Source organism: Streptomyces sp. NBC_00539, from assembly GCF_036346105.1.
In the GTDB taxonomy this organism is placed as follows: domain Bacteria; phylum Actinomycetota; class Actinomycetes; order Streptomycetales; family Streptomycetaceae; genus Streptomyces.
In genome coordinates this window covers 5,037,958-5,064,048 of the sequence record NZ_CP107811.1, presented here as the reverse complement: position 1 = coordinate 5,064,048, position 26,091 = coordinate 5,037,958, and the positions used below count along the sequence as shown (strand labels likewise).

The 26,091-nt window shown below is 73.0% G+C and carries 26 protein-coding genes and 1 riboswitch; of the genes, 11 read left to right on the top strand and 15 right to left on the bottom strand.

Features of this window, described 5'->3' with window-relative positions; all coding sequences use genetic code 11:
* Window positions 1–50 precede the first annotated feature (50 nt).
* Window positions 51–416: an Rv2175c family DNA-binding protein gene (locus OG861_RS22705; protein ID WP_136215209.1), complete on the bottom strand. Its 366-nt coding sequence runs from the start codon at window positions 414–416 to the stop codon at window positions 51–53.
* Between the two features lie 81 nt (window positions 417–497).
* Window positions 498–1,718, bottom strand: coding sequence for an NAD(P)/FAD-dependent oxidoreductase (locus OG861_RS22700; protein ID WP_329194586.1), 1,221 nt, complete (start codon window positions 1,716–1,718; stop codon window positions 498–500).
* 91 nt (window positions 1,719–1,809) lie between these two features.
* Window positions 1,810–1,922, top strand: a riboswitch (TPP riboswitch).
* Here OG861_RS22700 and thiO point away from each other — a divergent pair.
* The 6 genes from thiO (at window position 1,920) to OG861_RS22670 (ending at window position 7,730) form a co-directional block, all read left to right on the top strand.
* Window positions 1,920–3,101 (top strand): glycine oxidase ThiO, encoded by a 1,182-nt coding sequence (thiO, locus tag OG861_RS22695; RefSeq protein ID WP_329194588.1) that lies wholly within the window; start codon window positions 1,920–1,922, stop codon window positions 3,099–3,101. Its footprint overlaps the riboswitch before it by 3 nt.
* Window positions 3,098–3,298: a sulfur carrier protein ThiS gene (gene thiS, locus OG861_RS22690; RefSeq protein WP_329194590.1), complete on the top strand. Its 201-nt coding sequence runs from the start codon at window positions 3,098–3,100 to the stop codon at window positions 3,296–3,298. The genes thiO and thiS overlap by 4 nt, the downstream gene beginning before the upstream one ends.
* 5 nt (window positions 3,299–3,303) lie before the next feature.
* Window positions 3,304–4,098, top strand: a complete 795-nt coding sequence (locus OG861_RS22685) for a thiazole synthase (RefSeq protein ID WP_329194592.1) — start codon at window positions 3,304–3,306, stop codon at window positions 4,096–4,098.
* A 149-nt stretch (window positions 4,099–4,247) separates the two neighbouring features.
* Window positions 4,248–6,152, top strand: coding sequence for a Stk1 family PASTA domain-containing Ser/Thr kinase (gene pknB, locus OG861_RS22680; RefSeq protein WP_329194594.1), 1,905 nt, complete (start codon window positions 4,248–4,250; stop codon window positions 6,150–6,152).
* Window positions 6,153–6,206: 54 nt separating this feature from the next.
* Window positions 6,207–7,073, top strand: coding sequence for a deoxyribonuclease IV (locus OG861_RS22675; protein WP_329202127.1), 867 nt, complete (start codon window positions 6,207–6,209; stop codon window positions 7,071–7,073).
* Window positions 7,074–7,151: 78 nt separating this feature from the next.
* The gene (locus OG861_RS22670) at window positions 7,152–7,730 is read left to right on the top strand and encodes a DUF4396 domain-containing protein (RefSeq protein ID WP_329194596.1); all 579 of its coding nucleotides are present in this window, start codon (window positions 7,152–7,154) and stop codon (window positions 7,728–7,730) included.
* A 51-nt stretch (window positions 7,731–7,781) separates the two neighbouring features.
* Here the strand turns inward: OG861_RS22670 and OG861_RS22665 are convergent, their stop codons facing one another.
* Window positions 7,782–8,414, bottom strand: coding sequence for a sulfite oxidase-like oxidoreductase (locus OG861_RS22665; RefSeq protein WP_329194598.1), 633 nt, complete (start codon window positions 8,412–8,414; stop codon window positions 7,782–7,784).
* A 169-nt stretch (window positions 8,415–8,583) separates the two neighbouring features.
* On the opposite strand from OG861_RS22665, the gene bfr reads away from it, so the two are divergent.
* Window positions 8,584–9,063 (top strand): bacterioferritin, encoded by a 480-nt coding sequence (gene bfr / locus OG861_RS22660; RefSeq protein ID WP_190182156.1) that lies wholly within the window; start codon window positions 8,584–8,586, stop codon window positions 9,061–9,063.
* Window positions 9,064–9,098: 35 nt separating this feature from the next.
* Here the strand turns inward: bfr and OG861_RS22655 are convergent, their stop codons facing one another.
* Complete coding sequence (locus tag OG861_RS22655) at window positions 9,099–9,365, bottom strand: (2Fe-2S)-binding protein (protein WP_329194600.1); 267 nt, start codon at window positions 9,363–9,365, stop codon at window positions 9,099–9,101.
* 187 nt (window positions 9,366–9,552) lie between these two features.
* Window positions 9,553–10,917: a class II 3-deoxy-7-phosphoheptulonate synthase gene (locus tag OG861_RS22650; protein ID WP_443056488.1), complete on the bottom strand. Its 1,365-nt coding sequence runs from the start codon at window positions 10,915–10,917 to the stop codon at window positions 9,553–9,555.
* Window positions 10,918–11,198: 281 nt separating this feature from the next.
* Between OG861_RS22650 and OG861_RS22645 the strand changes: the two genes are divergently transcribed.
* Entirely contained in the window at window positions 11,199–13,082 is a 1,884-nt protein-coding gene (locus OG861_RS22645; protein ID WP_329194605.1) for an anthranilate synthase family protein, read from the top strand.
* A gap of 166 nt (window positions 13,083–13,248) precedes the next feature.
* Here the strand turns inward: OG861_RS22645 and OG861_RS22640 are convergent, their stop codons facing one another.
* The 4 genes from OG861_RS22640 to OG861_RS22625 form a co-directional block, all read right to left on the bottom strand.
* Window positions 13,249–14,277 (bottom strand): 6-phosphofructokinase, encoded by a 1,029-nt coding sequence (locus tag OG861_RS22640; RefSeq protein WP_329194607.1) that lies wholly within the window; start codon window positions 14,275–14,277, stop codon window positions 13,249–13,251.
* A 174-nt stretch (window positions 14,278–14,451) separates the two neighbouring features.
* Window positions 14,452–15,096 carry a response regulator transcription factor gene (locus OG861_RS22635; protein ID WP_329202129.1) on the bottom strand — a complete coding sequence of 215 codons (645 nt, stop codon included), beginning with the start codon at window positions 15,094–15,096 and terminating at the stop codon, window positions 14,452–14,454.
* A gap of 23 nt (window positions 15,097–15,119) precedes the next feature.
* Window positions 15,120–16,331 carry a MacS family sensor histidine kinase gene (gene macS, locus OG861_RS22630; protein WP_329194608.1) on the bottom strand — a complete coding sequence of 404 codons (1,212 nt, stop codon included), beginning with the start codon at window positions 16,329–16,331 and terminating at the stop codon, window positions 15,120–15,122.
* 48 nt (window positions 16,332–16,379) lie between these two features.
* Entirely contained in the window at window positions 16,380–17,078 is a 699-nt protein-coding gene (locus OG861_RS22625) for a lysophospholipid acyltransferase family protein (RefSeq protein ID WP_329202132.1), read from the bottom strand.
* A 170-nt stretch (window positions 17,079–17,248) separates the two neighbouring features.
* On the opposite strand from OG861_RS22625, the gene OG861_RS22620 reads away from it, so the two are divergent.
* Together OG861_RS22620 and OG861_RS22615 are read left to right on the top strand one after the other, a co-directional pair.
* The gene (locus OG861_RS22620; protein ID WP_329194609.1) at window positions 17,249–18,028 is read left to right on the top strand and encodes an alpha/beta hydrolase; all 780 of its coding nucleotides are present in this window, start codon (window positions 17,249–17,251) and stop codon (window positions 18,026–18,028) included.
* Window positions 17,967–18,569 carry a hypothetical protein gene (locus OG861_RS22615; protein ID WP_443056489.1) on the top strand — a complete coding sequence of 201 codons (603 nt, stop codon included), beginning with the start codon at window positions 17,967–17,969 and terminating at the stop codon, window positions 18,567–18,569. Before OG861_RS22620 ends, OG861_RS22615 begins: the two co-directional genes overlap by 62 nt.
* 364 nt (window positions 18,570–18,933) lie before the next feature.
* On the opposite strand, the gene OG861_RS22610 is transcribed toward OG861_RS22615, so the two are convergent.
* The 6 genes from OG861_RS22610 to OG861_RS22585 form a co-directional block, all read right to left on the bottom strand.
* A complete protein-coding gene (locus tag OG861_RS22610; protein WP_329194612.1) occupies window positions 18,934–19,707 on the bottom strand; it encodes an endonuclease/exonuclease/phosphatase family protein in 774 nt (257 codons plus the stop codon).
* 73 nt (window positions 19,708–19,780) lie between these two features.
* On the bottom strand, window positions 19,781–20,722 hold the full coding sequence (locus tag OG861_RS22605; protein WP_329194614.1) for an ROK family glucokinase: 942 nt from the start codon (window positions 20,720–20,722) through the stop codon (window positions 19,781–19,783).
* Between the two features lie 61 nt (window positions 20,723–20,783).
* Window positions 20,784–21,266, bottom strand: a complete 483-nt coding sequence (locus OG861_RS22600; RefSeq protein ID WP_329194617.1) for a DUF5304 domain-containing protein — start codon at window positions 21,264–21,266, stop codon at window positions 20,784–20,786.
* 76 nt (window positions 21,267–21,342) lie between these two features.
* Window positions 21,343–22,500, bottom strand: a complete 1,158-nt coding sequence (locus OG861_RS22595) for an ArsA family ATPase (protein ID WP_329194619.1) — start codon at window positions 22,498–22,500, stop codon at window positions 21,343–21,345.
* A gap of 106 nt (window positions 22,501–22,606) precedes the next feature.
* Entirely contained in the window at window positions 22,607–23,047 is a 441-nt protein-coding gene (locus OG861_RS22590; protein WP_329194621.1) for an SRPBCC family protein, read from the bottom strand.
* 221 nt (window positions 23,048–23,268) lie between these two features.
* Window positions 23,269–24,051 carry a metallophosphoesterase family protein gene (locus OG861_RS22585; RefSeq protein ID WP_329194623.1) on the bottom strand — a complete coding sequence of 261 codons (783 nt, stop codon included), beginning with the start codon at window positions 24,049–24,051 and terminating at the stop codon, window positions 23,269–23,271.
* Window positions 24,052–24,280: 229 nt separating this feature from the next.
* Here OG861_RS22585 and OG861_RS22580 point away from each other — a divergent pair, with 229 nt between their 5' ends.
* A complete protein-coding gene (locus OG861_RS22580; RefSeq protein ID WP_329194624.1) occupies window positions 24,281–26,077 on the top strand; it encodes an AMP-dependent synthetase/ligase in 1,797 nt (598 codons plus the stop codon).
* The last annotated feature ends 14 nt before the right edge of the window (window positions 26,078–26,091 follow it).

Below are 26,091 nucleotides of genomic sequence, written 5' to 3'. Positions count from 1 at the left end.
GCGGGCCCGTACACCGGGTGGATCAGTACGTCACTTCGTGCGCGGGTCGGTCAGAGGGCGAGCGCCTGAGCGCGGCGCTTCACCTCCGTGCCACGATTCTCGCTCAGCGCCTGGGCGGGGGTGCCGGGGAGGGTCGGGTCGGGGGTGAACATCCACTCCAGGATCTCCTCGTCGGAGAAGCCGTCGTCGCGCAGGACGGTCAGCAGACCGGTGAGCCCCTTGACGATCTTGTCGCCGTCGATGAAGGGTGCGGGGACCTGGAGGGAGCGGTTCTCGCCGCGGCGCACCGCGAGCAGCTGACCTTCCTTGACCAGCTGGCGGACCCGGGTCACTTCGATGTCGAGCATCTCGGCGATGTCGGGGAGGTAGAGCCAGGCGGGGACAAGGGCATCGATCTTTGCGTCAATCTCGGTCACGGGCACAAGCCTGCCATCTCGGACTCGCCGCCGGTACCTGGACCACCCCGTCCGGGTCCCGCCCCCCTCGGGCGGGGCCCGTCAGGCCACCGCCGACTTGAGCGGGGTGTCGGGGTCCGAGACGCCGGCCACCGTGAGCGCCGTGCCCGCCTCGATCAGCCGGCGGCCCTGCGCCAGGTCCCGGGGCCGCCCCACCGCCAGGACCGCCACCAGCGCCCCGTCCCGCAGCCAGCACACCGACCAGGCCGCCCCCGCCGGGTCCCCGCGCCACACCATGCGGTCCGCCGCGCCGTGGTGCCCCGCGTACTGCACGAACCGCCCGAACTGCTCCGACCAGAAGTACGGAACCGGGTCGTAGGCCTCCACCGGCCCGCCGCCCACCACGTTCGCCGCGAGCACCCTGGGCCCCTGGAGCGCGTTGTCCCAGTGGTGGACCAGCAGCCGCTCCCCGTAGCGCGCCGAGGGGAAGGACGCGCAGTCGCCGACGGCGTACACCCCGGGCAGGGAGGTCCGCAGGTGGGCGTCGGCGGTGACCGACCCGTCCGGGCCCAGTTCCACCCCCGACCCCGCCAGCCAGTCCGTCGCGGGCCGGGCACCGATGCCGACGACCACCGCGTCCGCCCGGAGCGTCCGCCCGTCCGCCAGCCGGACCCGGCCCTCCTCCACGGACGCCACCCGGGCCCCCGTCAGCAGCTCCGCGCCCGCCTCGGCGTACCAGCGCCCCATCGGCTCGGCGACCTCCGCCGGCACGGCTCCCGCGAGCACCCGCTCCGCCGCCTCGACCACCGTCACCGCGCAGCCCGCCTCCCGGGCCGCCGTGGCGAACTCGGCGCCGATCCACCCGGCCCCGACCACCACCACCGGCGGCGCCGCCGCGAGCACGGGCCGCAGCCGGGCGGCGTCGTCCAGGGTGCGCAGCAGGTGCACGCCCGGGACGCCGCCGGAGCCCGGCAGGGTCAGCGGGCGCGCTCCCGTCGCCAGGACGAGGACGTCGTAGGGGACCGGGCCCGCCTCGGTGTCCACTTCGCGGGCGCCGGCCCGGAGCCCGGTGACCTCCACACCGAGCCGCAGTCCGATGCCGAGGGCCTCGAAGTCGACGTCGAACGCGGAGTCCTCGGCCTTGCCGAGCAGCACCGCCTTGGACAGCGGGGGCCGGTCGTAGGGCTGGTGGGGTTCGGCTCCCAGCAGGGTCACGGGGCCGGTGAAGCCCTGTTCCCGCAAGGCGACCGCGGTCTGCACCCCGGCCATTCCGGCACCCACGATGACGACGCCGCTCTGGGTCTTTTCCGTCTGCTCGCTCACGCCGCCCAGCCTAATCAGCTGACGTTTCATCAGGAACAGGCCCGGGGGAGGCAGCCTTACCCGGCATGCCCACCGGGGTTAGTCTGGCCACCGTACCTATCGCGGGAGTCCGGGCGCACCGGGCTGAGAGGGAGGCTGGCCGGCCTCCGACCGTACGAACCTGATCCGGGTCATGCCGGCGAAGGGAGGGGCTGGACGCCCATGCACTCATCTCTGAGGGGATCCCCGAAGGGGTCCGACGTCCTCGTCATCGGGGGCGGCATCATCGGCCTGGTCACCGCCTGGCGGGCGGCCCGGCGCGGGCTGCGCACCGTACTGGCCGATCCGGCCCCCGGGGGCGGAGCCGCCCAGGTCGCGGCCGGCATGCTCGCCGCCGTCACCGAACTGCACTACGGCGAGGAGACCCTGCTCGGGCTGAACGTCGCCTCCGCCGCCCGCTACCCGCAGTTCGCCGCAGAACTCACCGAGGCGAGCGGCGGCATGGACATCGGCTACCGCGCCTGCGGCACCCTCGCCGTCGCCCTCGACTCCGACGACCGCCTCCACCTGCGCGAGCTGCACGCCCTCCAGCGCCGCTGCGGCCTGGAGTCGCAGTGGCTGACCGGCCGCGAGTGCCGCCGTCTGGAGCCCATGCTGGCGCCCGGCGTCCGCGGCGGCCTGCGGGTCGACGGCGACCACCAGGTGGATCCGCGCCGGCTGACGGCCGCACTGCTGGCCGCCTGCGAACGCGCCGGGGTCACCGTCCACCGGGCGAGCGCGGCCCGGCTGCTCGTCACGGGCGACCGGGCGGCCGGGGCGCTGCTCGACGACGGTACGGAGCTCCGGGCCGGCCAGACGGTCCTGGCGGCGGGTTCCCTGTCCGGGCAGTTGGCCGGGGTGCCGCCGGAGGTGGAGGTTCCGGTGCGGCCGGTGAAGGGGCAGGTGCTGCGGCTGACGGTGCCGGCCCCCTACGCGCCGTTCCTGTCCCGGACCGTACGGGCGGTCGTGCGCGGCAGCCACGTCTACCTCGTGCCGCGCGAGAACGGCGAACTCGTCGTCGGCGCGACCAGCGAGGAACTGGGCTGGGACACCACGGTCACCGCCGGCGGCGTCTACGAGCTGCTGCGCGACGCCCACGAGCTGGTGCCCGGCATCACCGAACTGCCGCTGACCGAGACCGGGGCGGGGCTGCGGCCCGGCTCCCCCGACAACGCCCCGCTGCTGGGCCCGACCGCGCTGCCCGGGCTGCACCTGGCCACCGGGCACTACCGCAACGGGGTGCTGCTGACCCCGCTCACCGGCGACGTGATGGCGGAGCTGCTGGCCACCGGCACGGTGCCGGAGATCGCCCGCCCCTTCACCCCGCGCCGGTTCACCGGGGCACGTCAGGAGTCGTACGCATGACCATCTCCGTCAACGGCGAGCCGCGCGAGGTCGCGGCCGGCACCACGCTCGACGCGGTGGTCGCCACTTTGACCGCGGCCCCCAAGGGCGTCGCCGCGGCCCTCAACGAGACGGTCGTACCGCGCGGGCAGTGGCCGCACACCGTGGTCGGCGACGGCGACCGGGTCGAGGTCCTGACCGCGGTACAGGGAGGCTGACGGCCATGGCGGACGACGTTTTCACCCTCGGCGGCCGGACCTTCTCCTCCCGCCTGATCATGGGCACGGGGGGCGCCCCGAGCCTGGACGTGCTGGAGCGCGCCCTGGTCGCCTCGGGTACGGAACTCACGACCGTCGCCATGCGACGGCTGGACCCGACGGTGCAGGGCTCCGTCCTGTCGGTCCTGGACCGGCTCGGCATCGCGGTCCTGCCGAACACGGCGGGCTGCTTCACGGCCGGCGAGGCGGTGCTGACGGCGCGCCTCGCGCGGGAGGCGCTGGGCACGGACTGGATCAAGCTGGAGGTCGTCGCGGACGAACGCACCCTGCTGCCGGACGGCGTCGAGCTGCTGGACGCCGCCGAGGTCCTGGTCGACGAGGGCTTCACGGTGCTGCCGTACACGAACGACGACCCGGTGCTGGCGCGGAAGCTGGAGGACGTGGGCTGCGCGGCGATCATGCCGCTGGGCTCCCCCATCGGCTCGGGGATGGGGATCCGCAACCCGCACAACTTCGAGCTGATCACGGAGCGGGCGGGCGTGCCGGTGATCCTGGACGCGGGAGCCGGTACGGCCTCGGACGCCGCGCTGGCGATGGAGCTGGGCTGCGCCGGGGTGATGCTGGCCTCGGCGGTGACCCGTGCGCAGGCGCCGGTGCTGATGGCGGCGGCCATGCGGGACGCGGTCTCGGCGGGCCGCCTCGCGTACCGCGCGGGCCGCATCCCCCAACGCCGCTTCGCGGAAGCCTCCTCCCCGGCGGAGGGCCGCGCCACCCTCGACCCGGAACGCCCGGCGTTCTGAGGGCGCTCCTGGACCGGCCCCGATCGGCGTTCGAGGCGCGGGCCGGCGGGGCCGGGTTTCCCGGCCCGGCCGGGCGGCGGACGTCACAGCTGCGCTGCAACCCCTACGCCCCCGCCCGGCGGCACGGCGGGGGCTCGTAGAATCCCCGGGTGGACACGACCCTGGACGACCCCATCGTCGGGCAGACGCTCGACGGCCGCTACCGCATCGACGCCCGCATCGCGGCCGGCGGCATGGCCACGGTCTACCGCGCCCTCGACACCCGCCTCGACCGCGTCCTCGCGCTCAAGGTGATGCACCCGGCCCTCGCCGCGGACGCCGCCTTCGTCGACCGGTTCATCCGCGAGGCGAAGTCCGTGGCCCGCCTCGCCCACCCCAATGTCGTCGCCGTCTTCGACCAGGGCACGGACGGCCCGTACACGTACCTGGCCATGGAGTACGTCTCCGGCTGCACCCTGCGCGACGTGCTCCGCCAGCGCGGCGCCCTCCAGCCGCGGGCCGCCCTGGACATCCTCGAACCGGTCCTCGCCGCGCTCGGCGCCGCGCACCGGGCCGGGTTCGTCCACCGCGACATGAAGCCCGAGAACGTCCTGATCGGCGACGACGGCCGGGTCAAGGTCGCCGACTTCGGCCTGGTCCGCAGCGTCGACACGGTCACCAGCACCACCGGCTCCGTCCTCGGCACCGTCTCCTACCTCGCCCCGGAGCAGATCGAGAACGGCGTCACCGACACGCGCGTGGACGTCTACGCCTGCGGCGTCGTCTTCTACGAGATGCTCACCGGCTCCAAGCCCCACACCGGCGGCAGTCCCGCCCAGGTGCTCTACCAGCACCTCAACGAGGACGTCCCGCCCCCGTCGGCCGCCGTCCCCGGGCTGCCCGCCTGCCTGGACTCGCTCGTCGCCCGCGCCACCGCGCGCGACCCGCAGCTGCGGCCCTCCGACGCCGCCGCGCTGCTGGGCCTGACGCTGGAGGCACGCGCCGCGTTGAGCGAGGACGAGCTGGACGCCGTGCCGCCCCAGGCGCACCCGGGCGAACGGGGCGCGAGCGAGGACCGCACCAGCGTGATCCCCCGGCCCGTCTCCGGGACGGGTAACCAGCCCGTCCAGCACACCTCCCGCCTGGCGGCCCCGCCGCCGCCCGCGCCGCGGGCCCGCCGCCGGGCCCGGCCGCGCGGCCTGTACCTGGTCATCGCCGCGGTGCTGCTGGCCCTCGGTCTCGGCGCGGGCGTCTGGTACATCAACTCGGGCCAGTTCACCAAGGTGCCGAACCTCCTGGGCAAGACGGAGGAACAGGCCCGTTCCGAGCTGTCGGCGGCGGGTCTCGGGGTGAAGGGGGTGGACCGGAAGTTCAGCGAGGCCTTCGACCGCGGCACGGTCATGAACACCGACCCCCAGGGCGGCAAGCGCATCCGCGGCAACGGCGCCGTGACGCTGACCGTCTCCCGCGGGCCCGAGATCGTCAGCGTGCCCGCGCTCAAGGGCAAGACCCTGGACGCCGCCAAGGCGGAGCTGACGTCGGCAGGTCTCGCGCCCGGCATCGTGACCCAGGCGTTCAGCCAGGACGTCCCCCAGGGCGCGGTGATCACCACCGACCCGGAGGGCGGGCAGAAGCGGGCCCCCGACACGGCGGTGGCGATCGTCGTCAGTAAGGGCCGCCCCGTGCAGGTGCCGAACGTGACCGGTCAGCCCGTGGACCAGGCGCGCGTCGCCCTCCAGGACCTCGGCCTCAAGGTGGAGACGGCGGCCGAACAGGTCAACTCCCCCTCCCCCGCCGGTACGGTCGCCAACCAGTCGGCCGCCGCCGGCACCCAGGCCGCGGCGGGTGACACGGTGACGCTCACCGTGTCCAAGGGCCCCCGCCAGGTGCCGGTGCCGAACGTGACGGGCCAGGAGGCCGACGTGGCCCGCAGGGCGCTGGAGGCGCAGGGCTTCAAGGTGAAGGTGGAGCGGCCGTTCTTCGGTTTCAGCAACACGGTCGACGCGCAGTCGGTGCCCGGCGGCCAGAGCGCCCCCGAAGGCAGCACGATCATCATCCGCACCAAGGGGCTGTGAGTGCACACCGAAGGGAGCGCCGACGCGGGCGCCGACGAGCGGGCCGAGCAGCGCGTGGCGCGCCGCAACCCGGTGGGCGGGCACGTCCCCGTGGCCGGCGGGCTGGCCTCGGTCGGCCTGACCTACGCGCGTGAGATGGGCGCCGAGGCCGTCCAGGTCTTCGTGGCCAACCCCCGCGGATGGGCCACCCCGGCCGGCAATCCGGCGCAGGACGAACAGTTCCGGGCCCAGTGCGCGGACGGGTCCGTTCCGGCCTACGTCCACGCGCCGTACCTGATCAACTTCGGCTCGCACACCGGGGCGACCGTCGAGAGGTCGGTGGAGTCCCTGCGGCACTCGCTGCGCCGCGCCCGTGCGATCGGGGCGCTCGGGGTGGTCGTGCACACTGGCTCGGCCACCGGCGGGCGTCCGCGCGAAGTGGCGTACGCGCAGGTCAGGCAGTACATGCTGCCGCTGCTGGAGGAGCTGACGCACGACGACGACCCGTTCCTGCTGCTGGAGTCCACGGCCGGGCAGGGTTCCTCGCTGTGCTCGCGCACCTGGGACTTCGGCCCGTACTTCGAGGCCCTCGACCACCACCCGAAGCTCGGCATCTGCCTGGACACCTGCCACATCTTCGCGGCCGGGCACGACCTCGCGGAGCCCGGCGGCGTCAAGCAGACGCTGGACCTGCTGGTGGACACGGTGGGCGGGGGCCGGCTCAAGCTGATCCACGCCAACGACTCCAAGGAAGGCGTCGGCGCCCACAAGGACCGCCACGCGAACATCGGCCAGGGGCACATCGGGCGGGAGGCGTTCGGCGAGCTGTTCTCGCACCCCGCGACGGAGGGTGTGCCGCTGATCATCGAGACGCCGGGCGGCAAGGAGGGCCACGCCGCGGACGTGGCACTGTTGAAGGAGCTCCGCGGCGCCCACGCATAAGACGTTGGGGAATACCCCTGGGGGGTATACGGTTCTGCTACCCGCAGGACCGTAATCCGACGTTCACAGGGGGCTGCGATGAACCACTCGCATCACGGGCACGCCGACCACGAGGCACACGCCGGCCACGAGCACCACAGCGACCACGACAGCCACGGCGGCCATGACGGCCACAACGGCCACAACGGCCATGCAAGCCACACCAGCCACCACGACGGCACCGTCACCTGGGCCATGGCCGCCAAGGCCACCCTCCACTGCCTCACCGGCTGCGCCATCGGCGAGGTACTCGGCATGATCATCGGCACCGCGCTCGGCTGGGGCAACCTGGCCACGATGATCGCGGCCATCGTCCTCGCGTTCTTCTTCGGCTACGCGCTCACCCTGCGCGGGATCCTCGGCGCGGGCGTGGACCTGCGTACGGCCGTCCGGGTGGCGCTGGCCGCCGACACCCTCTCCATCGCCGTGATGGAACTGGTCGACAACGGTGTGATCGCACTGTGGCCGGGCGCGATGGACGCCCAGCTCCAGGACGCGCTGTTCTGGACGGCGCTCGCGCTCTCCCTCGCGCTCGCCTTCGTCATCACCACCCCGGTCAACAAGTGGATGATCGGCCGCGGCAAGGGGCACGCGGTCGTCCACCAGTACCACCACTGAGCGGGCCGCCCCGGAGGACGGCGGGGCGGCAGGACGGCAGGGCGGCAGGGCCTATATGTCGGGCCCGTCGCCCGGCTCCTCCTGGTACGAGTAGCGCTGCTCGCGCCAGGGGTCGCCGATGTTGTGGTACCCCCGCTCCTCCCAGAAGCCCCGCCGGTCGGCGGTCATGTACTCCACGCCCCGGACCCACTTGGGCCCCTTCCAGGCGTACAGGTGCGGCACCACGAGCCGCAGCGGGAAACCGTGCTCGGCGGTCAGGAGTTCGCCACCCTGATGGGTGGCGAAGACGGTCCGCTCGGAGGCGAAATCAGCCAGTCGCATGTTCGAGCTGAACCCGTACTCGGCCCACACCATCACATGCGTGACCTGCGGCGCCGGCGGGGCCAGTTCCAGGACGGTACGCGCGAGCACCCCGCCCCATTCGGCCCCCGGCATGCTGAACTTCGTCACGCAGTGCAGGTCCGCCACGACCGATTCGAACGGCAGGGCCGTGAATTCCTCGTGGTTCCAGCAGTGCTTTTCCCCGTCGGCCGTGGCCCCGAAGACGCGGAACTCCCAGCGTTCGGGCTTGAACTTGGGTACCGGCCCGTAGTGGGTGACCGGCCAGCCCCGCTGCAACCGCTGCCCCGGAGGGAGCTCGAACTGCTCTGCTCCCGGAAATTCCCGGCTCACCGGCTGACCCATGCCTCCATGGTGACAGACGTCGCGGGGTGGTCATGACCGCCCCGGCCGATTCCGACAAGTCACGGCAACTCCGACTAAGGAGGCACTTACTGGACGGCCCTGGGTGACGGTGGAAGGATGCGCGCACTGCCCAGTCACAAGCTGACATTGCTTGGAAGGAGCCTTCGCGATGCAGGGCGACCCCGAGGTCCTTGAGTTTCTCAACGAGCAGCTGACCGGTGAGCTCACGGCCATCAACCAGTACTGGCTGCACTACCGCATCCAGGACAACAAGGGCTGGACGAAGCTCGCCCACTACACCCGTGCCGAGTCCATCGACGAGATGAAGCACGCGGACAAGATCACCGAGCGCATCCTCATGCTCGACGGGCTGCCCAATTACCAGCGCCTCTTCCACGTGCGCGTCGGCCAGACCCTGACGGAGATGTTCCAGGCGGACCGGCAGGTCGAGGTCGAGGCGATCGACCGCCTGCGGCGCGGCATCGAGGTCATGCGCGGCAAGGGTGACGTCACCTCCGCCCGCCTCTTCGAGGAGATCCTGGCGGACGAGGAGCACCACATCGACTACCTCGACACGCAGCTGGAGCTCATCGAGAGCATCGGCGAGCCGCTGTACATCGCGCAGCAGATCGAGCAGCCGGAGAGCTGAGCCCCGCACGGGCCGCCCCGGGCCGTCCCGGGCCGTCAGGCAGCGTCGGCGAGCACCGGCTCGGCGGCCGGCACGGGCTCCGCAGCCAGGACGGCAGCCGTCCGGCCCGTATCCAGCAGCTCGCGCCGCGGGCACGCGCCACGGCCGAGGAGGCCCTGGATGGTGCGGACGCAGGAGCCGCAGTCGGTTCCGGCCTTGGTGGCCGAGGCGATCTGCCGGGGGGTGCAGGCCCCGGCCTCCGCGTGTTCCTTGACCTGCTTGTCGGTGATCCCGAAGCACGAGCAGACGTACACGCGGTTCACCTCCCGGGAATGGACTGGGTCGGACAGCCACTCCTATTCGGTGAGGCTTACCTAACCGTACCTAAGGTGAGGCTCCCCTAAAAGACCCGGATACGACAGTGGGGCGCGGATCACATCGATCCGCGCCCCACCGTCACGAGCCACTCACGGCCCGCTCACGAGCCTCGCACGAGCCCGCGCGAGCCGCTCACTGGTCGCGGTACATCTCCGCGACGAGGAAGGCCAGGTCCAGGGACTGGCTGCGGTTGAGCCGCGGGTCGCAGGCCGTCTCGTAGCGCTGGTGCAGGTCGTCGACGAAGATCTCGTCGCCGCCGCCCACGCACTCGGTGACGTCGTCACCGGTGAGCTCGACGTGGATGCCGCCCGGGTGGGTGCCCAGCGCCTTGTGGACCTCGAAGAAGCCCTTGACCTCGTCGAGCACGTCGTCGAAACGGCGCGTCTTGTGGCCGGAGGCCGCCTCGAAGGTGTTGCCGTGCATCGGGTCGGTGACCCAGGCGACGGTCGCGCCCGAGGCCGTGACCTTCTCGACCAGCTCGGGGAGCTTGTCGCGGACCTTGTCGGCGCCCATGCGGACGACGAAGGTCAGCCGGCCCGGCTCACGCTGGGGGTCCAGGCGGTCGATGTACGTCAGCGCCTCGTCCACGGTGGTGGTCGGGCCGAGCTTGATGCCGACCGGGTTGGCGATCTGCGAGCAGAACTCGATGTGCGCGTGGTCCAGCTGGCGGGTGCGCTCACCGATCCAGACCATGTGGCCGGAGGTGTCGTACAGCTTGCCGGTCCGCGAGTCGGTGCGGGTCAGCGCACCCTCGTAGTCCAGGAGCAGCGCCTCGTGGGAGGCGTAGAACTCCACCGCCTTGAACTCGGCCGGGTCGGTGCCGCACGCCTTCATGAAGTTCAGCGCGTTGTCGATCTCCCGCGCGAGCTGCTCGTAGCGCTGCCCGGACGGGGAGTTCCGCACGAAGTCCTGGTTCCAGGCGTGCACCTGGCGCAGGTCGGCGTAACCACCGGTGGTGAAGGCGCGCACCAGGTTCAGCGTCGACGCGGACGCGTGGTACATGCGCTTGAGCCGCTCGGGGTCCGGGATCCGGGCCTCTTCGGTGAAGGCGAAGCCGTTGACGGAGTCGCCGCGGTAGGTCGGCAGGGTGATGCCGTCGCGGGTCTCGGTGTCCTTGGAGCGCGGCTTGGAGTACTGGCCGGCGATGCGGCCGACCTTGACCACGGGCACGGAGGCCGCGTACGTGAGGACGGCGCTCATCTGGAGCAGCGTCTTGAGCTTGGCGCGGATGTGGTCGGCGGATACGGCGTCGAAGGCCTCGGCACAGTCGCCGCCCTGGAGCAGGAACGCCTCGCCCTTGGCGACGGCTCCCAGACGGGCGCGCAGCTGGTCGCATTCGCCCGCGAAGACGAGCGGCGGATACGACTCGAGGTCCGCGACGACAGCGCGCAGTGCCTCGGCATCGGGGTACGAAGGCTGCTGCGCCGCGGGAAGGTCTCGCCAGGCCGCTTTGGCGGCGGGGGCGTGGGTTTCAGCGTTCACGGTCACCTCGTACACATTACGTCGTCACACGCGACGTCCAGCCCGATGCCCATTTGGTGAGACGGGTGTCTCCGGATATGGGGGACGCGGTCCGGAGGCTGCGCCTCCGGCGGGGCGTGGGCTAGGGTCTGCGGCATGTACGCGCACGTGAACCAGAACTGGTGGTGGCCCGCTCCCGGCGGCCCACTCCTCGCGCGTACGTAAACCACACGAGCGACACGAAGGCCGCCCCGAGGGGCGGCCTTCGGCGTTTTCGGACGCGGGGCGCCCCTCCCTCCGGAAGGACGCCCACCCCCATGACCACGGACCTCAGCCGCCTGCTGGACGAGTCCTGCCCGCCGTTCGCCCTGCTGCGCCGCCGGACGCCCGGCCGCGACCACGACACCGTCGAGGTGCTGATCGGCCCGGTCCACGAGTCCGAGCGCCTCGCCGACCTGCCCGTACGGGAGCTGCCCACCCTCGCCCTGGTGCCGTTCCGGCAGATCCGCGAGCGCGGGTTCGACGTGCGCGACGACGGGACCCCGCTCGGCGTGCTGGCCGCCGAGGAGGCCTACGAGGTCCCGCTCGCCGAGGCACTGGCCGCGCTGCCGGACCACCCGGTGCGGGTCGAGGGCGGCGGCTTCGACGTCCCCGACGAGGAGTACGCCGACACCGTGGAGCGGGTGATCCGGGACGAGATCGGGCGCGGCGAGGGCGCGAACTTCGTCATCCGGCGCACCTACGAGGGCCGGATCGAGGGCTTCGGGCGCGCCGACGCCCTCGCCCTGTTCCGGCGGCTGCTGCTGGGCGAGCGGGGCGCGTACTGGACGTACGTGGTGCACACCGGGGAGCGCACGCTGGTCGGCGCCAGCCCGGAGGTGCACGTCCGGATGTCCGGCGGGACGGTCGTGATGAACCCGATCAGCGGGACGTACCGCTACCCGGCCGGGGGGCCGACCGCCGGGTCGCTCCTCGCGTTCCTCGGCGACCGCAAGGAGACCGAGGAGCTGTCGATGGTGGTCGACGAGGAGCTCAAGATGATGTGCACGGTCGGCGACATGGGCGGTGTCGTGGTCGGGCCCCGGCTCAAGGAGATGGCGCACCTCGCGCACACCGAGTACGAGCTGCGCGGGCGCTCCTCGCTGGACGTGCGGGAGGTGCTGCGGGAGACGATGTTCGCGGCGACGGTGACCGGCTCGCCCGTGCAGAACGCCTGCCGGGTGATCGAACGGTACGAGAGCGGCGGCCGCGGCTACTACGCGGGCGCCCTCGCGCTGCTGGGACGGGACGCCGCCGGGGCGCAGACGCTGGACTCCCCCATCCTGATCCGCACCGCCGACATCGCGCCGGACGGGACCCTGCGCGTGCCCGTCGGGGCGACGCTGGTGCGGCACTCCGACCCGGCGGCCGAGGTGGCGGAGACCCACGCCAAGGCGGCGGGCGTGCTGGCGGCCCTCGGGGTCCGTCCGGCGGCGCCCCGCCCGGAGCCTGCCGCGGCCGCACTCGGCTCCGATCCCCGGGTGCGGGCGGCCCTCGCCGCCCGGCGCGAGGACCTGGCGCCGTTCTGGCTGCGGATGCAGGAGCGGCCCCCGGTGAGCTCGGGCCACGCGCTGGTGGTCGACGGGGAGGACACCTTCACGGCGATGCTGGCCCACGTCCTGCGGGTGACCGGGCTGGAGGTGACGGTACGCCGCTTCGACGACCCGGGGCTGCGCGCGGCGGCCCTGGCCTGGGAGGGCCCCGTCGTCCTGGGCCCCGGCCCGGGGAACCCGGCGGATCCCGGGGACCCGAAGATGCGGGCGCTGCGCGCCCTGGCGGCGGACCTCCTGGCCGGCCACCGGGGCGGCCTGCTCGGGGTCTGCCTGGGGCACGAACTGCTGGCCGCCGAGCTGGGGCTGCCGCTGGTGCGCAAGGCGGAGCCGGCGCAGGGGGCGCAGACACGGATCGACCTGTTCGGGGCCCCGGAGGTGGTCGGGTTCTACAACACGTACACCGCGCGGTGCTCCGCCCAGGACGCGGCGCGGCTCTCGGCGCGCGGGATCGAGGTGGCCCGGGACCCCGCGAGCGGTGAGGTCCACGCCCTGCGCTCGGCGTCGGGCTTCGCGGGGGTCCAGTTCCACCCGGAGTCGGTCCTGACCCTGCGCGGCGCGCAGCTGCTGGGCGGGCTCCTGTCGTCCGTCCGCACCGGCGCCCCGGCGTAGTCCCCGCCGGAGCCGGGGGGCCCGGCTCACCCGCCGCCCCGGCCCACCGCCGCCCGGCGGTGGGCCGGGACCCCGCGGACCGCCCTCGGGGGCCGGCCACCGGTTCCCGACCGGCCGGCGGGTGAACGTGACCCGAACGGCGGGTGCGGGGCGCCGCGGCGGCGCGTCAGCCGAAGAAGACCCCCGCCTCCTCGTACAGCGCCGGGTCCACCGTCTTGAGCTTCGAGGTGGCCTCGATGATGGGGACCCGGATGATGTCGGTGCCCTTGAGGGCGACCATCTTGCCGAAGTCGCCGTCGCGCACCGCGTCGATGGCGTGCAGCCCGAAGCGGGTGGCGAGCCAGCGGTCGAAGGCGCTGGGCGTGCCACCGCGCTGGATGTGGCCGAGCACCGTCGTACGGGCCTCCTTGCCGGTCCGCGCCTCGATCTCCTTGGCCAGCCACTCGCCGACGCCCGACAGCCGGACGTGCCCGAAGGAGTCCTTCGTGGCGTCCTTGAGGACCATCTCCCCGTCCTTGGGCATGGCCCCCTCCGCGACGACCACGATCGGCGCGTAGCTCGACTTGAAGCGGGAGGTCACCCAGGCGCACACCTTGTCCATGTCGAAGCGCTGCTCGGGGATGAGGATGACGTTGGCGCCGCCCGCCAGGCCCGAGTGCAGGGCGATCCAGCCCGCGTGGCGCCCCATCACCTCGACGACCAGGACCCGCATGTGGGACTCGGCCGTGGTGTGCAACCGGTCGATGGCCTCGGTGGCGATGCCGACGGCGGTGTCGAAGCCGAAGGTGTAGTCGGTCGCCGACAGGTCGTTGTCGATGGTCTTCGGCACCCCGACGCACGGGACGCCGTACTCCTCGAACAGCCGCGCCGCCACGCCCAGGGTGTCCTCGCCGCCGATCGCCACGAGGGCCTCGACCTCGTACTTGGCGAGGTTCTCCTTGATCCGCCGGACCCCGTTCTCCTGCTTGAACGGGTTGGTGCGCGAGGAGCCGAGGATGGTCCCTCCCCGCGGCAGGATCCCGCGTACCGCGGCGATGTCGAGCGGGACGGTGTCCCCTTCGACCGGCCCGCGCCAGCCGTCCTTGAACCCGACGAACCGGTAGCCGTACTCCTGGACGCCCTTGCGCACGACGCCCCGGATGACCGCGTTGAGCCCCGGGCAGTCGCCGCCGCCCGTCAGCACTCCGACCTTCATGGAATTTCCCTTCGCCACAGGGCCCGCTGGGGGCGCGGGGCCCGCATGACGGCCACGCTAGTGGTGACCCAGGTCACAGCGAGGGGCTCGGATGCGTCAATTCCGGTGGAATCACGGGGCGTTGCGTACGCCCGTTCACTCGTACGAGGACGTAAGTACGACGTACGACCGCCCTTACGCGTCGTCCAGACCGCGCTCTATGGCGTACCGGACGAGCTCGACCCTGTTGTGCAGCTGGAGCTTGCCCAGGGTGTTCTGGACGTGGTTCTGCACCGTGCGGTGCGAGATGACCAGCCGTTCCGCGATCTGCTTGTACGACAACCCCTTGGCCACGAGCCGCAGCACCTCGGTCTCGCGCTCGGTGAGCTGGGGGGCCTTCGGCCCCTCGGCGGCGGCCGGTGCCGGGTCGGTGGCCAGGCGCCGGTACTCGCCGAGGACCAGGCCCGCGAGGCCCGGGGTGAAGACCGGGTCGCCGGCCGCGGTGCGGTGGACCGCCTCGATCAGCTCCTGCGCGCCTGCCGACTTCAACAGGTAGCCGGTCGCACCCGACTTGACGGCCTCCAGGACGTCGGCGTGCTCACCGCTGGCGGACAGGACGAGGACCCGCAGCGCCGGGTTGGCGCCGACCAGCTCCTTGCAGACCTGCACCCCCGGCATGCCCGGCAGATTGAGGTCGAGGACCAGGACGTGCGGGGCGGCGGGCACGGCCCGGCGGACCGCCTCGGGGCCGTCCCCGGCGGTGGCGACGACGTCGAAGCCGGCGGCGGCCAGGTCGCGGGCGACCGCGTCGCGCCACATCGGATGGTCGTCGACGACCATCACCTTGATCTCGTTCGGCTCGGTCACTGGGTCCTCCCCCTCGGTACTTTCAGTTCCACTTCGGTGCCCTGTCCGGGGACGGACACCAGCTCGGCGGTGCCGCCGAGGTCCCGCAGCCGGCCGCGGATCGACAGCGCCACGCCCATCCGGCCCTCGCCCTCGGCCTGGTCGAGCCGGCCGGCCGGGATGCCGGGGCCGTCGTCGCGAACGGTGACGATCACCTCGTCACCCCAGTCCTCGACCAGGATCCAGGCCCGGGCACCCTCCCCCGCGTGTCTGCGCACGTTGTCGAGGGCGGCGCCGACGGCCGCCGCCAGCTCGCGGGCGGCGGGCGCGGGCAGCGGCACGGGGCCGCCCGGTTCGGCGAAGCTCACCCGGGACCCGGCGTGCGGGGCGAGCAGGGTCCGCAGGTCCAGCTCCCCCTCGTCGGCGCCCGGCTCCTCGACCTCGTACGCGTCCACGAGCGCGCCCAGCGACTGGTCCCGGGAGATCCGGGAAGCGGGTACGAGCCCGCTGGAGACCAGGGTGCGCAGCGCCACCTCCTGCTCGCCGGCCATCCTGCCGAGTTCGGCCGCCTCGCCGCCGAGTTCGGTGCCGCGCCGCTGGACCATGGCCAGGACCTGGAGGACCCCGTCGTGGATGTCGCGGGCGAGGCGCTCGCGCTCGCGGGTCGCGGCCTCGATCTCCAGGGCGCGGGCGAGGGTGGCCTCGCTGGCGCGGGCCACCTCGACCACGTAGCCGATGGCCAGGGAGGCGACCCAGACCAGCAGTACGTTGTGCAGGGTGTCGCGGGTCGGGTCGCCGCCGTGGATGACGATGTTGGCGACGGCGACGGGCGTGGAGGCGCAACCGGCCCAGCGCCAGCCGCCCTTGAGGGCGAAGGCGAGGACCGAACCGGCCGTCCAGATGCTGGGGAGGGTGGGGCCGCCGGCCGCGATCCGCTCGTGGGTGTCGGCGAGCGGGGTGAGCAGGATGCCGGCGAGCGCGACGGTGAGGTCGGCGCCGAGGAACCGCTTGGTGCAGCGGGCGGCGCTCGCGACGTTGCGGTAGGTGGCCAGGGTCCAGACGGCGAGCACGGCGAGGTAACCCACCGCGACCGCCGGCCGCGGGAACTGCGCGTACGCGGAGACGAACAGCAGCACCGCGTAGACCATGGTGAGCAGCCGGTAGACCGTCAGGGCGCGCCACAGCGGCTGCTCGACCGACATGCGCACGACGCGCTCGCGTTTCGCCATCTCCCCCACCACCCCCGCGCGGGCGGGCGCCGGGGCCCCCGCCCGTTCCTACTCCTTGACCGCCTTGGCGGCCTTCTCCGCGTCGGCGATCTGCCGCTTCGCGGCCGTCGCGTAGATGTCCACGTATTCCTGGCCGGAGAGCTTCATGATCTCGTACATGACCTCGTCGGTCACCGAGCGGAGGATGAAGCGGTCGCTCTCCATGCCGCGGTAGCGGCTGAAATCGAGCGGCTTGCCGATCCGGATGCCCGGGCGCATCAGCTTGGGCACCACCTTGCCGGGCGGCTGGATCTTCTCGGTGTCGATCATCGCCACCGGGATCACCGGGGCACCCGTGGCGAGCGCGACCCGGGCCAGTCCGCCGGGCTTGCCGCGGTAGAGGCGGCCGTCGGGCGAACGCGTGCCCTCGGGGTAGATGCCGAACAGCTCTCCGCGCTCGATGACCTCGATGCCGCTCTTGATGGCGGCCTCGCCGGCCCCGCGCGCGCCGGAACGGTCCACCGGGAGCTGGCCGACGCCCTTGAAGAAGGCGGCCGTCAGCTTGCCCTTGACCCCGGGTGAGGTGAAGTACTCCGCCTTCGCGATGAAGGTCACCTTCCGGTCCAGAACGGCCGGCAGGAAGAAGGAGTCGGAGAAGGAAAGGTGGTTGCTCGCGAGGATCGCCGGCCCCTCCGCGGGGATGTTTTCGAGGCCCTCCACCCACGGCCTGAAAGCAAGCTTCAGTGAACCGCCGATGGAGAACTTCATTGCGCCGTAGATCAACTCGAAAGCCTTCCTGTGTCTGTCGAACAGACCTTAACCCCTGCCCGCCGCAGGAGCGGCCCGACGACCCTGGTCGGTGTCACCGCGGTCGCGTACGGTGAAGTCACACAGCGCTACGTACCCCTCGTACCCCCGCCCTTTCAAAGGAGTCCCTGGTGCCCGTCCTCCTTGGAGCAGAGCCGTTCCGCCACGAGGGCGGGCCGGTCGGCGTGCTTCTCTGCCACGGCTTCACCGGTTCCCCTCAGTCGCTCCGCCCCTGGGCCGAGTACCTGGCCGAGCGGGGGCTGACGGTCTCGCTGCCGCTGCTGCCCGGGCACGGGACGCGGTGGCAGGACATGCAGCTCACGGGCTGGCAGGACTGGTACGCCGAGGTCGACCGCGCGCTGCGGGAGCTGCTGGACCGGTGCGAGCAGGTGTTCGTGTTCGGGCTGTCGATGGGCGGGGCGCTGAGCCTGCGGCTGGCGGCGAAGCACGGGGAGTCGATCAGCGGGCTGGTGCTGGTCAACCCCGCCAACAAGGTGCACGACCCGCTGGCCTTCGCCCTGCCGGTGGCGCAGCACTTCCTGCGCTCGACGCCCGGTATCGCGAGCGACATCGCCAAGCCGGGGTCGGTGGAGGTCGGATACGACCGGGTGCCGACGCGGGCCGCGCACTCGCTGCGCCGGTTCTTCCGGCTGGTCGACACCGAACTGCCGCAGGTGACCCAGCCGGTGCTGCTGCTGCACAGCCCGCAGGACCATGTCGTACCGCCCGTGGACTCGGCGCGGATCCTCTCCCGCATCTCGTCCACGGACGTGACGGAGACCCTGCTGGAACAGAGCTACCACGTCGCGACGTTGGACCATGACGCGGAGCGGATCTTCGCGGACAGCTATGCGTTCGTCGGGCGGCTCGCGAAGAGCGTCGGCAGGGAGGGGGCGGCCAGCGGTGGCTGAGCACGAGGAGTCGTCCGGGGGCGTGCCCCCGTTGGACGAGGAGGCGGCGTGGGCGGCGATCGTCGCCGGGTACGGGCAGGAACCGCCGGACCCGCCGGGATCCAGACCGTTCCGGCCCATCGAGAACCTGATGCTGCCCGAGGAGGACGTCCAGCCGGAGCGGGAGCCCGAGCCGAAGCCGGAGGAGCCCTTGGGCGGCTCGGTGGTCTTCGCCCCGGGCGTGACCCTGTCCCCGCCCCCGGGCCCCCGCGACCACACCCCGGCGGAGCCGGAGGACGGCGACGACGACGGGGAGGGGGGCCACTTCGTCCCGCCGGAACCGGAACTCCCGCCGGCCGACACCACGGCGAAGTTCGCCTGGCTGGCGGTGGTGGGCGGCCCGGTCCTGCTGCTGCTGGCGGTGCTGCTGCAGTGGGAGATGACCTGGTGGCTGACCACCCTCGGCATCGGCGGCTTCCTCGGCGGCTTCGCCACCCTGGTGGCCCGCATGGCCCACGATGACGACGAGCCCGACGACCCGGGCCGCGGCGCGGTGGTCTGATCTCTCTGCGTCGGGGCGCCTCGACGCCTTCGCGTCGCCGTCCGACTCCGTCCGCCGCCCCGCGGCCTGCCCCCTGGACACCACGGCGCGGGCGCCGGCACACCGCAACCGGGTGTGGGGCCGAACCCGGCGCAGCCGGGGGGCGCTTGCGCGGCCCGCGCTGTACGAAATCAGCCTCGCCGGCGATTGAGGCGCGGGGTGTGGGGCGGAGCCCAGGGAGCCCGGCGCAGCCGGGGGCGCTTGCGCGGCCGCGCTGCGCATGGGCCCGATGCGCCGCCCCCGGCGGACGGAGTTCGCCGCAGCGGTGCGAAGCCGTCGAGGCGCCTGGCGCCGAGACGTGCGAGCGGCGCGTCCGAGCGGCGCGTCAAAGAGGAGTCGGACGCAGGCGCAGGGCTGCCAGGACCGGGAGGTGGTCCGTCGCCGCCCGGAGGTCGGGGTGGGTGACGCCCGGGAGGGGGAGGGGAACGCCGCAGGCCAGGACTTCCACGCCCGGCGACGCGAACACCGCGTCGATGCGGCGCGGCGCTCCGGAGCGGGAGAACGTGTGCTCCCCGCCCCACGGCGCCACCGCCCAGCCGTCCTGCATCGCCGACGCCAGCCGTCGGAACGCCGCCCCGTCCGGGGTCTCGTTCACATCGCCCGCCGCGATCGCGTACGGGGTGTCCAGCGACCGCACGCGCTCCAGCAGCGCCTCCGCCTGCGCCGCCCGCTCCCCCGCGTCCAGCGACAGGTGCGCGCTGAGCACACCCACCCGCACCGCCGTCCCGAACCGGACGACCGCCGTCGCGAAGCCCCGCCGGTGCAGGCCCGGCGTCAGCGGGAGGAGCACGTCCTCGGTGCGCTCCACGAAGGCCCGTAGCGAGCAGAGCAGGAGCGGGCCGGCGGCGCTCCCACCCCCGCTCAGCACCACCAGGTCGCACTTGGCGGCCAGCCGGGCCGCGTGCTTGCGCCACCGGAAGAACAGCGGCGCCTCCTGGACGAACACCAGGTCCGGCTCACACGCCCGGATCACCCGGACCAGCGCTTCCTCGTCGTCGCGCAGCGAGCGCACGTTGTAGCTGAGCACCCGGATCACGGCCGAACCGTCGGGCTCCGTACAGGACTTCGGCAGCGAGGCCGACAGCGAAGGCAGCTCCATGCTTCCCCACCCTACGCAGCTGCCCGCCGCTCCCCCAGGGGGCGCGGCGGGCAGCGGCGTACGCCGGTCGAGGTCAGCCCTGGCGCGCCAGGTCGGCCGCGCCCACCATTCCGGCCTTGCCGCCGAGCTGCGCGGCCAGTACCTGCGCGTGCGGGCGCCAGGCTCCGCCGACCAGCCAGCGCTTGAAGGACTTGCGGATCGGGTCGAGGACGAGGTCGCCCTCGTCGGAGACGCCGCCGCCGACGATGAACGCCGACGGGTCGAAGAGCGAGGCCAGGTCGGCCAGGCCCGCGCCCGCCCAGCGGGCCAGCTCGCGGAAGGCGTCGACGGCCACCGGGCAGCCCTGCCGGGCCGCCTGACTGATGTGCTTGCCCTCGATGCCCTCGGGGGTGCCGTCGCCGAGCGCGAGCAGGATCGTCGCGTTCTCGGGCGTGGCCTTGGCGCGCTGCTTCGCGTACCGGACCAGCGCGCGCCCGGAGGCGTACTGCTCCCAGCAGCCCTGGCTGCCGCACCCGCACAGCAGGCCGTCCGGAACGACCCGGATGTGGCCGAACTCGGCGGCGACGCCGAAGCGCCCGCGCCGCAGCTTGTTGCCGATGATGATGCCGCCGCCGAGGCCGGTGCCCAGGGTGATGCAGATGACGTCGTCGTGGCCCTGGCCGGCGCCGAAGCGGTACTCGCCCCAGGCCGCGCAGTTCGCGTCGTTCTCGACGACGACGGGGAGGCCGATGCGCTGCTCGACCTTGTCCTTGAGCGGCTCGTGCCGCCAGTCGATGTTGGGCGCGAACAGTACGGTGGCGCGCTTGTCGTCCACGTACCCGGCGGCGCCGATGCCCACGGCCTCGATGGCGTGGCTGCTGCTGACCTCGGACACTGCGGTGCAGATCGCGTCGGTCACGCCGTCCGGGGTCGGCGGGGTGGGCACCTTGTACGTCTCCAGGATGGTGCCCTCTTCGTCGACCACGCCGGCCGCGATCTTCGTGCCGCCGATGTCGACGCCGATGGTGAGTCCCATTAGTCCCTCGGTTTCCGGTCAAGCCCCGCCACGGCCAACCGTACCCGAGCCCGGCGGAGGTTCAGTCGAGATCGATGCGCTCGGCCGGCCCGGGCCCGGTGTCCCCGTCGTCGCCGTCGCGGCGCGGGTCGTCCTCGGCGTGCGGGGCCGTCGGCCGCTGCTGCGTCCAGCGCCGCTCGTGGCCCTCCACGGCGGAGCGGTAGGCGGCGAGCAGCTCGGAGCCGGCGGCCGCGAGGTGGTCGAAGACCTCGGGGTTGCGTTCGACCACGGGCTTGACGGCGGTCTTGGCCTGGTCGACGAACTGGCGTACCGCGCCCTGCGCCGCGGCGCCGAACAGGGGGTTGTTCAGGGCGGAGACCTTGTCGGCGACGGCTTCGAAGAGCTTGAACAGCTCCTCGGCGGCGGTGCCGGTCCCGCCGCGGGACCCGTCGTCCCCGGCGGCGCCCCGCTCGGCGCGGAGGCGCTCCTTCTCGGCGGCGAGGTCCTCGGCGCAGGCCCTGGCCCAGGCGTCGTCGTCGGTGGTGCGGTCGGTGGCCTCGCTCATGGCGGACACTCCTGCGGCGGCTGCGATACGTGCGGTACGGGCTACCTTCGACGGTACCCGAACGGCGGTAGGGGAATCAGCGCGCGCGGGGCCACAGCTGCGGGTCCGGGGTGAACCGGACGCGGAGCACCCCGCCGGTGAGGGCGGCTCCGGAGACGGTGCAGCGGCGCAGCGCAGACGGCAGCGGAACGATCCTGCGGTACGGGCCGGCCGCCAGGAGCAGCTCGTCCCCGCGCCGGACCAGGTCGAGGTCGGCTTTGCGGGCACCGGGCAGCGGGATCGCCCAGACGAGTACGCCGTCCTCGGCGCGCCGGTCCTCGACGGCCCAGGCGGGGCGTGGCGCGGCGGCCGCCGGGGCGAGGCCCGGGGCGGAGTCGGCGAGCAGCGCCGTGTCCTCGGGGCCCTCGGGGTCCCGTCCGAGGTGCGGGAGCGGGATGAGCGGCAGTTCGGCGGCCCACTGGGCGGCGTACTTCTCCTGCTGGGCGGCGAGCCCGGCCAGCCAGGGGTCGGCGGAGCCCTGCGGAAGGGTCCGGTTGGCGACGAGCGCCCCGGCCGGCAGCTGGTGCAGGGCCAGCCCGAGCCGGCCGGTGCGCAGCGCGGAGTCCGCCCCGGGGCCGGGCTCGGCGACGAGCCGTACCTCGGTCGTGGGGGCCTCGACGACGGCCTGCACGGCGGCCAGCTCCTCGTCCCAGCGGGCGGCGGCCTCGTAGAGCCACTGGGCGGGCATCGGCACCCCGGCCAGCTGGGCCAGTACGGGGCGCAGGGCGCGGGCGGCCTGCCGTTCGGCGGGGAGCAGCCGGCTGAGGTAGCGGCGCAGCTGGGCGGGGAGGGCGAGGGTGGTCACCGTCTGGTGCAGCGGGGGCATGTCCACGATGACCAGGTCGGTGTCGGGGGCGGCGGCGGCCCGCCGCAGGGCGCGGAGCAGCGCGAACTGCTCGGCGCCGGGCAGCTCGGTGAGTTCCTCGGCGCTCAGGGGCCGACTGCCGAGCATGCCGAGCAGGGCGGCGCCGCGTTCCTGGAGGGCGACGAGTTCGGCCCGGAACTCCTCGCCGGAGTCGATCCGTCCGACCCGCAGCCCGGGCACGTCCCGGCCGGCTTGCGCGGCGAGCGGATCGCCGGGGTCGCCGGACAGCAGCAGCACGCGCCGCCCGTCCCGGGCGGCGGCGACCGCGGTGACGGCGGCCACGGTGGTCCGTCCGGCCCCGCCGGGTCCGGTGATCAGCAGTGTGTGCATGGTGCGGGTACTCCGGGTCGTGTGCCTGTGGCTGCGCGGAGCCGGGCTCCGCCCCACACCCCCGGGCCTCGGACGAGTGCTCGGGCCGAAAGGGGCCGACGAGCGGTCAGGCGGATTCGACGCGCTTCTTGAGGCCCGCCAGGGCGCGGTCGATGATGACCTTCTCCGCCTTGCGCTTGATCATGCCCAGCATCGGGATCTTGACGTCCACGGTCAGCTGGTAGGTCACCTCGGTGCGCGTGCCGCCGTCCACCGGCGTCAGCTTGTACGAGCCGTCGAGCTGGCGCAGCATCTGTGACTTGTGCAGCGTCCAGCTGACCTCGTCCGGGCCCTTCCAGGTGTAGGCGAGCGTGTGGTCGTCCTTGATCGCTCCCGCGTCGAGCAGCAGCCGGACCTTCTCCGCGCGGCCCTGGGCGTCGGTGGCGAGCACCTCCGCCTCCTTCACCTCGCCGGTCCACTCCGGGTAGCGGGCGAAGTCGGCGATCACGGCCATGACGTCGGCCGGGGCCGCATCGATCGTGATACTCGAACTGGTGTGTTCCGCCATCGCGGTCGCTCCTCCGGGGAGTTCGACAAGTGTGTGGGGCCTCCGGCCGCCGGGTGAAGGCTACCGCGCGTGCGGACCCCGCCACTCCAGGGACCCCGGCATTCCAAGGCCCCGCCCCTGGGGGGAACCGCGCCGCTCCAACGCCCCGCCCCCGCGGGGACCCCGCCGCTGCGCGGCCCGGCCGCTCCGGGTCCGCCCCGGCACCGGCACCTGCGGGCCGCTCACCACTCCAGCGCCCACGGCGTCCCCGTCGCCGCGAAATGTCCGACGTTCACGCACTCCGTGCCGCCGATCCGCATCCGCCGGGCCAGCGGCTGGTGGACGTGCCCGAAGAGCGCGTACCTCGGCCGCATCCGCCGGATCGCCGCCAGCAGCGCCTCGCTGCCCCGCTCGAACCGCCGGGCCACCGTGTCGTAGCAGAGCTCCGGCACCTCCGGCGGGATGTGCGAGCACAGCACGTCCACCTCGCCCAGTGCCTCGACCTTGGCGGCGTACTCCTCGACGTCCACCTCGTACGGCGTCCGCATCGGCGTCGGCAGCCCGCCGCCCACGAACCCGAAGACGCGGCCGCCGATCTCCACCCGCTGGCCGTCGAGCACGGTCGTGCCGGGGCCGGCGTATTCCCTCCACAGCCCGGGGACGTCGACGTTGCCGTACGTGGCGTACGTCGGGCTCGGGAGAGCGGCGAACATGTCCGCGTACTGGCGCCGGACGGCGCCCTCGATCAGCCGCTCCCGGTCCAGCCCGGTCCACAGCTCGCGCCCGAAGTCGCGGGCCTCCGCGAACCGCCGCTGGGTGCGCAGCTCCACGATCCGGTCGGCGTTCTCGACGCCGAACAGGTCGGGGAAGATCCCGCGCGAGTGGTCGGCGTAGTCGAGGAACAGGACGAGGTCACCGAGGCAGATCAGCGCGTCGGCGCCGTCCCCGGCCCGCGCGAGCGCCTCCGTGTTGCCGTGGACGTCGCTGACGACGTGGACCCGCGTACGACTCTTCCCGCCACTCATGCGGCCACCCTAGGGGCGCCTGGGCTCCTCGGGTAGGGGCACCTCCGCAGGCGGCCGGACCTGCGGTTACTTCCGGGTCTTCGGCGGGGTCGACTACTGTCGGCAGGGGACCGCCGCGTCATGTGACGCACGGAACATCTGGCCGGTTCCCCCTATCGTGAACCCACTACCGGTGGGTAACGTCCGGTCGGTCCACACGGTGGCGATGGCGCCCAGAGGAGCAGCAGTCTTGCGCGAGTTCAGCCTTCCGGCCCTGTACGAGGTCCCGTCGGACGGGAACCTGACGGATCTCATCCGCCGCAACGCCGCCCAGCATCCCGACACCGCCGTCATGAGCCGCAAGGTCGACGGCCGGTGGCAGGACGTCACGGCCACCGAGTTCCTCGCCGAGGTCCGCGCCGCGGCCAAGGGCCTGATCGCGGCGGGTGTCACGCCCGGCGAGCGCGTCGCCCTGATCTCCCGCACCCGCTACGAGTGGGTGCTGTTCGACTTCGCCATCTGGAGCGCGGGGGCCATCACCGTCCCCGTGTACGAGACCAGCTCGCCCGAGCAGATCCAGTGGATCCTCGGGGACTCCGGCGCCGCCGCGGTGATCACCGAGAGCCCGGGGCACAGCGCCACCGTGGCCGCCCTGCGCGACCGGCTCCCGGAGCTGCGCGAGGTCTGGGAGATCGAGCAGGGCGCCTTCGAGACGCTCAAGGCGGCGGGGGCGGAGGTCTCCGACGACGAGGTCGACCGTCGCGGCTCGCTCGCCAACGCCGACGACACGGCCACCATCGTCTACACCTCCGGCACCACCGGCCGCCCCAAGGGCTGCGTGCTGACCCACCGCAACTTCTTCGCGGAGTGCGGCAACGTCGTGGAGCGCCTCAGCCCGCTGTTCCGCACCGGCGAGTGCTCCGTGCTGCTCTTCCTCCCGGCCGCCCACGTCTTCGGGCGCCTGGTGGAGGTGGCGTCCGTGCTGGCGCCGATCCGCCTGGGCTGCGTACCGGACATCAAGAACCTCACCGACGAGCTGGCGTCCTTCAAGCCGACGCTGATCCTCGGGGTGCCGCGCGTCTTCGAGAAGGTCTACAACTCGGCGCGCGCCAAGGCCCAGGCCGACGGCAAGGGCAAGATCTTCGACGCGGCGGCCGAGACGGCCATCGCCTACAGCCGCGCCCTGGACACGCCGGGCGGCCCGTCCTTCGGCCTGCGGCTCAAGCACAAGCTCTTCACCAAGCTGGTCTACAGCAAGCTCCACACGGTCCTCGGCGGCCGCGGCGAGTACGCGATCTCCGGCGGCGCCCCGCTGGGCGAGCGGCTCGGCCACTTCTTCCGCGGCATCGGCTTCACGGTCCTGGAGGGCTACGGCCTGACCGAGTCCTGCGCGGCCACCGCCTTCAACCCGTGGGACCGTACGAAGATCGGTACGGTCGGCCAGCCGCTGCCGGGCTCGGTGGTGCGCATCGCCGACGACGGCGAGGTGCTGGTGCACGGCGAGCACGTCTTCACCGGCTACTGGAAGAACGAGGCGGCGACCGCCGAGGCGCTGTCCGACGGCTGGTTCCACACCGGCGACGTCGGCACCCTCGACGAGGACGGCTACCTGGCGATCACCGGGCGCAAGAAGGAGCTCATCGTCACCGCCGGCGGCAAGAACGTGGCGCCCGCGGTGATCGAGGACCGCATCCGCGCGCACGCGCTGGTCGCCGAGTGCATGGTGGTCGGCGACGCGAGGCCGTTCGTGGCCGCCCTGGTCACCATCGACGAGGAGTTCCTCGGCCGGTGGGCCGCGGAGCACGGCAAGCCGGCCGGGGTGACGGCGGCGGAACTGCGCGAGGACGCCGACCTCATCGCCGCCGTCCAGCAGGCCGTGGACGACGGCAACGCGGCGGTCTCCAAGGCGGAATCGGTGCGGAAGTTCCGCATCCTCGCCTCCCAGTTCACGGAGGAATCGGGCCACATCACGCCGTCGCTCAAGCTCAAGCGCAACGTGGTGGCGAAGGACTTCGCCGACGAGATCGACGCCCTGTACCGGGGTTAGGTCTTGCGCCGCGG